Origin of the sequence: Bacillus sp. AP50, assembly GCF_040492675.1 — a bacterium.
In the GTDB taxonomy this organism is placed as follows: domain Bacteria; phylum Bacillota; class Bacilli; order Bacillales; family Bacillaceae_G; genus Bacillus_A; species Bacillus_A cereus.
This window is the reverse complement of sequence record NZ_JBEUTW010000401.1, coordinates 1-3,983: the sequence shown is the minus strand read 5'-3', so window position 1 is coordinate 3,983 and position 3,983 is coordinate 1. Positions and strand designations below refer to the sequence as shown.

Sequence of the window (3,983 nt, the reverse complement as noted above, 5' to 3'; positions counted from 1 at the left end):
TTACGTTGTTGCTGTCTCGTATATTATTCCATGGAGAATTGCTTGTTATATAAAGTTTAGGAAAGTTTGGCGGGAAAATAATAATCATGCTATATGAAAACTTCTCATTTGAGAAGTTTTTTTATTTTTATAGGTAAGCAAAACAAGTTGTTGAAGGGCAGGCTGTCATAGAATATGATACATATTATAATGAGGAAAAGTTGAGGGGATAAAAATGCGTACAATTTTACTTTTTCTAAACAACATGTCCATCGATAAAATAGAGAACATTAGACATAAACATGATCCTTTATTTGGATTAATTCCACCGCATATAACAATCGTATTCCCGTTTAAGAGTAATATTTCAAATGATGAATTAAAATCTCATATTTTTAATGTATCAAAAGGGGGAGGCAAAATTGAAATTGAGTTTGCAAATCGTATCACTAGCGTAGGAAACTATTTGTTTTTAGAAGTTGATAGAGGAAGAAAACAAATAGAAGAACTACATGATAGGCTGTATACAGGACCTTTATTACAATTTTTGAAAGAAGACATTCCGTACATCCCGCATGTAACAGTCGGAAGAAAAGAAAGTGCCAAATTAGCTGCTGAAGTAGTGAAGGAGATTCCTAGTTTTCATGGGAAGTTAAATTGTGTGATTGATAGAATAAGCGTGGAGCGAATTAAAGAGAACGGGGAATCAATTATTGAATTTGAAGTGCCATTTTTAAAAAGCTGACAAAAGTCAGCTTTTTATTTCGTAGCATGAAGTAATGCACCAATTGCACCGCTATTACCACCATCTTGTAAAAAGATTGGTGTTTTATTTTGATATTCGGTGTAGCTACTTATAATATGTTGAAGTTGTACGTTATTACATAAAGTCGAACCAATATAAATAATATGTTTAATGTTTTTTGTTTCAGCGAATTGAAGGCTTAATGCAGTAACGACTTCACCGACAAGTCCTTGTATAGTAGCAAGTATGTCTGAGCTATTATATTTCGATTCTGAAATAGCGGCTTTACCAAAATTGCTAGCAGTTAAGCTATTATCAATAGGTGAGAGAATACCACCATAAATATCTCCAACCGTAATATCTAGTTCTTTTCTAGATCCTACTTTTGTTAGAGGAATTACATCTTCAAAATGATCTATATTTGTTAACAATTTTGAAAGTCCCATAATAGTCCCACCGCCAACTCCGGTTCCACCAGCGCGAATATATTGTTCATTATAAACATAATGGATAGAAGTACCTGTACCGATATTGGTTAAAATAAAATTGTTTATAGTGTGTTTTTCTTCTTTTAATATGTATTGGACACCTGCAAGAGTAGATTCAAATTCGTTTAGCTCTATTATTTTATATGAACCTGTAAGCAGATGCTGTAATAGTTTCGATTTACCACCCGTAATACATATTTGTTTTATGCCATTGTTGTTTTTAATCCAATCTATTATTTTATGTTGTTCATGTGAATAAAATTTTTCAAAAGTTAATAGCTTTTTTTCGTTAAAATAAGCTATTTTCGTTAATGTGCCTCCAGCATCGATACCGATAGTACGTTCCATTTTCCTGCTCCTAACTACGTAATATGTTTTCCTATTTACTTAATTGGTTGAGAATAGATATTTCCAACTGATATAAGGAACACTTTAATCTGCTTGATATATTAATAGTTTTTCTATAGTTACAATAGGCTGGTCGTTTACAGTTGCAATACCTTTACCAAGAATAAAACCTCGGCGATTGCGCGTTAGCTCATAATGTAAATCAAGTTTATCACCGGGATATGCTTTTCCGTGGAATTCAACTCCATCTAAAGAGGAGAGAAATCCTAGTCCTTCAGAATCACTTGTATGTACAAATGCACTAAGCTGGGCAAGTGATTCTACAATTAACATATGAGGCATATGTTTTTGACTATCATTTATAAACCATTCGTTATTTGTAATGAGTTTATATCCTGTAACGGATTCACCTTGTTTTACATTTGTTACTTTATCAATCATTAAAAATGGATAACGATGGGGAAGCGTGTCTTTAATATGCATATGAAAGTACCTCCAATTAATAATACCCCTGCTAAAGTTAAGCAGGGGAGTGGGAACTAATTTTTAACTAATTCATCTACTTTTTCAAGGACGAAAATGCCGCTATTTCTAATATTTTCAACAACTTGTTGCAACACTTCTTTATCTTGAACGAGTGCAATACGTACGAAGCCTTCTCCATGAGGTCCAAATGCATGACCAGGTGTAACAACGACATTCGCACGATCCATTAATGCATAAGCGAAGTCTAGAGAAGTCCATCCTTGTGGAATTTCAGCCCAGACAAACATACTACCAGCTGGCTTATCGACATTCCAGCCAAATGTTCGGAATCCATCGACTAAAGTATCTCTCCGTTCTTGATAAATATCGCGGTTTTTCTCACAAAATGCAGCGCCATTTCTTAGTGCTACAGATGCCGCTTTTTGAATTGGTAAAAATACACCGTAATCGGTATTAGATTTAAATTGAGTAAGTGCACGAACAATTTCTTCGTTTCCAATCATATATCCAATACGGCTACCTGCTAAACTATAACTTTTTGACAAAGAATTGATTTCTACACCAACTTCTTTAGCACCGGGTACAGAGAGAAAGCTAATTGGCTTATTACCATCGAAATAAAATTCAGCATAAGCAAAATCATGGACAACGATAATATTATGCTTTTTCGCGAATGCGATTACTTCTTTAAAGAAATCTTCATGAGCCATTGCTGGAACGGGATTCCCTGGGAAGTTTAAAATCATCATCTTCGCTTGATCGGCAATTTCTTCAGGGATGACTTCTAAGTCTGGTAAGAAATCATTCTCTTTCTTTAAAGGCATGTAGTAAGATGTTGCACCAGCCATTTGAATACCTGTTTCATAAGCTGTATATCCTGGATCAGGAACTAATATAATATCACCTGGATTTGCATAAACCATAGGTAAATGAACGAGCCCGTCTTGTGAACCCATTAATAATAAAACTTCTTTATCCGCATTTAATAAAACGTTATGAGTGTTGTTGTAATATTCAGTTACAGCTTCGTGAAATTCTTGAATACCTGATAATGTATACCCATAGCTCTCTTTTTCACTCGCTGTATGTACCATTGTTTCTCTTACAAAATCAGCGGGCGGCATATCAGGATTTCCGATGCTCAAATCAATCATGTTATGACCTGCTGCAATTTTTTCTTTTTTATAGGCTCCTAATTCACTAAATATAGAAGATTGGAATGCTTTCATTCTAGTTGCTAACGTGTAAGTCATCAAAACCCCTCCTAAAAACAGTGCTTTCATTCTGCGTTTTTAATTATTCTGAAAACACATGTTTACATTTTATCATTTTTTTATGAAAATTAAAACGATTGACAAATTTAGAGGGAGGATTAGCCTATTTTGAAAAGTAACGATGTAAATAGCGTAGATGTGTTAATTGAAATGTCTATTATAGGATTCATTTTATATAACTTAAGATATTTTCTAGTTTTTATTAAGTATATTTCTCATGTTTTGAATGAAAAAGAATACGAAAACAAGGGCTATTTTTGTGGACGATTTCTAAAGTGAAATAACGCAGAAAATATTTTCTGCGTCTCCTCTGAAATGTAATCATTTCTTTTTATATGTGCATAATTTTTCGGCTGTCAAAAAGTATACATTTAATGTACCGTCGGCAACTTTTAAAGTTTGGTCCGATGTAAATGAATTACCATAATCAATGTGATATACATTAGAATTTTTGACAAATGAGCCTTTATATAAATCGTCTGTATTCTTTGTTGTTTGCATTTCTACTAAATTTTGCACAATTTCCTCTTTATTTTCTTTTTTGACAACTGTTTCAAATTTATAATATACAGGGCATTCACCTTTTTTATTGTCAACGACTTCCCAAGAACCGTATATATCGTTATTGCTGCATCCACTAAGTAGGATCTGTCTCTTATACAC

At 33.3% G+C, this 3,983-nt stretch carries 6 protein-coding genes; 2 read left to right on the top strand and 4 right to left on the bottom strand.

Annotation, left to right across the window (positions count from 1 at the left end; genetic code table 11):
- Both ABWK52_RS23265 and ABWK52_RS23260 read left to right on the top strand, forming a co-directional pair.
- A partial coding sequence (locus ABWK52_RS23265) for a CcdC protein domain-containing protein (RefSeq protein WP_353772167.1) occupies nt 1-97 on the top strand: 97 nt, incomplete at its 5' end.
- Between the two features lie 117 nt (nt 98-214).
- Nucleotides 215-724 carry a 2'-5' RNA ligase family protein gene (locus ABWK52_RS23260; protein ID WP_001259206.1) on the top strand — a complete coding sequence of 170 codons (510 nt, stop codon included), beginning with the start codon at nt 215-217 and terminating at the stop codon, nt 722-724.
- A 14-nt stretch (nt 725-738) separates the two neighbouring features.
- Here ABWK52_RS23260 and coaW read toward each other — a convergent pair whose 3' ends face one another.
- The 4 genes from coaW to ABWK52_RS23240 form a co-directional block, all read right to left on the bottom strand.
- On the bottom strand, nt 739-1,560 hold the full coding sequence (gene coaW, locus ABWK52_RS23255; protein ID WP_000442493.1) for a type II pantothenate kinase: 822 nt from the start codon (nt 1,558-1,560) through the stop codon (nt 739-741).
- A gap of 84 nt (nt 1,561-1,644) precedes the next feature.
- Nucleotides 1,645-2,043 (bottom strand): 3-hydroxyacyl-ACP dehydratase FabZ family protein, encoded by a 399-nt coding sequence (locus tag ABWK52_RS23250; RefSeq protein WP_000547659.1) that lies wholly within the window; start codon nt 2,041-2,043, stop codon nt 1,645-1,647.
- A gap of 56 nt (nt 2,044-2,099) precedes the next feature.
- On the bottom strand, nt 2,100-3,299 hold the full coding sequence (locus ABWK52_RS23245) for an LL-diaminopimelate aminotransferase (protein ID WP_000222700.1): 1,200 nt from the start codon (nt 3,297-3,299) through the stop codon (nt 2,100-2,102).
- 342 nt (nt 3,300-3,641) lie between these two features.
- Nucleotides 3,642-3,983, bottom strand: a complete 342-nt coding sequence (locus ABWK52_RS23240; protein ID WP_353772166.1) for a hypothetical protein — start codon at nt 3,981-3,983, stop codon at nt 3,642-3,644.

What these genes read in the sequence shown, in the direction of transcription:
- ABWK52_RS23260 (WP_001259206.1), top strand. Translation starts at nt 215, where the DNA reads ATGCGTACAATTTTACTTTTTCTAAACAACATGTCCATCGATAAAATA.
- coaW (WP_000442493.1), bottom strand. Translation starts at nt 1,560, where the DNA reads ATGGAACGTACTATCGGTATCGATGCTGGAGGCACATTAACGAAAATA.
- ABWK52_RS23250 (WP_000547659.1), bottom strand. Translation starts at nt 2,043, where the DNA reads ATGCATATTAAAGACACGCTTCCCCATCGTTATCCATTTTTAATGATT.
- ABWK52_RS23245 (WP_000222700.1), bottom strand. Translation starts at nt 3,299, where the DNA reads ATGACTTACACGTTAGCAACTAGAATGAAAGCATTCCAATCTTCTATA.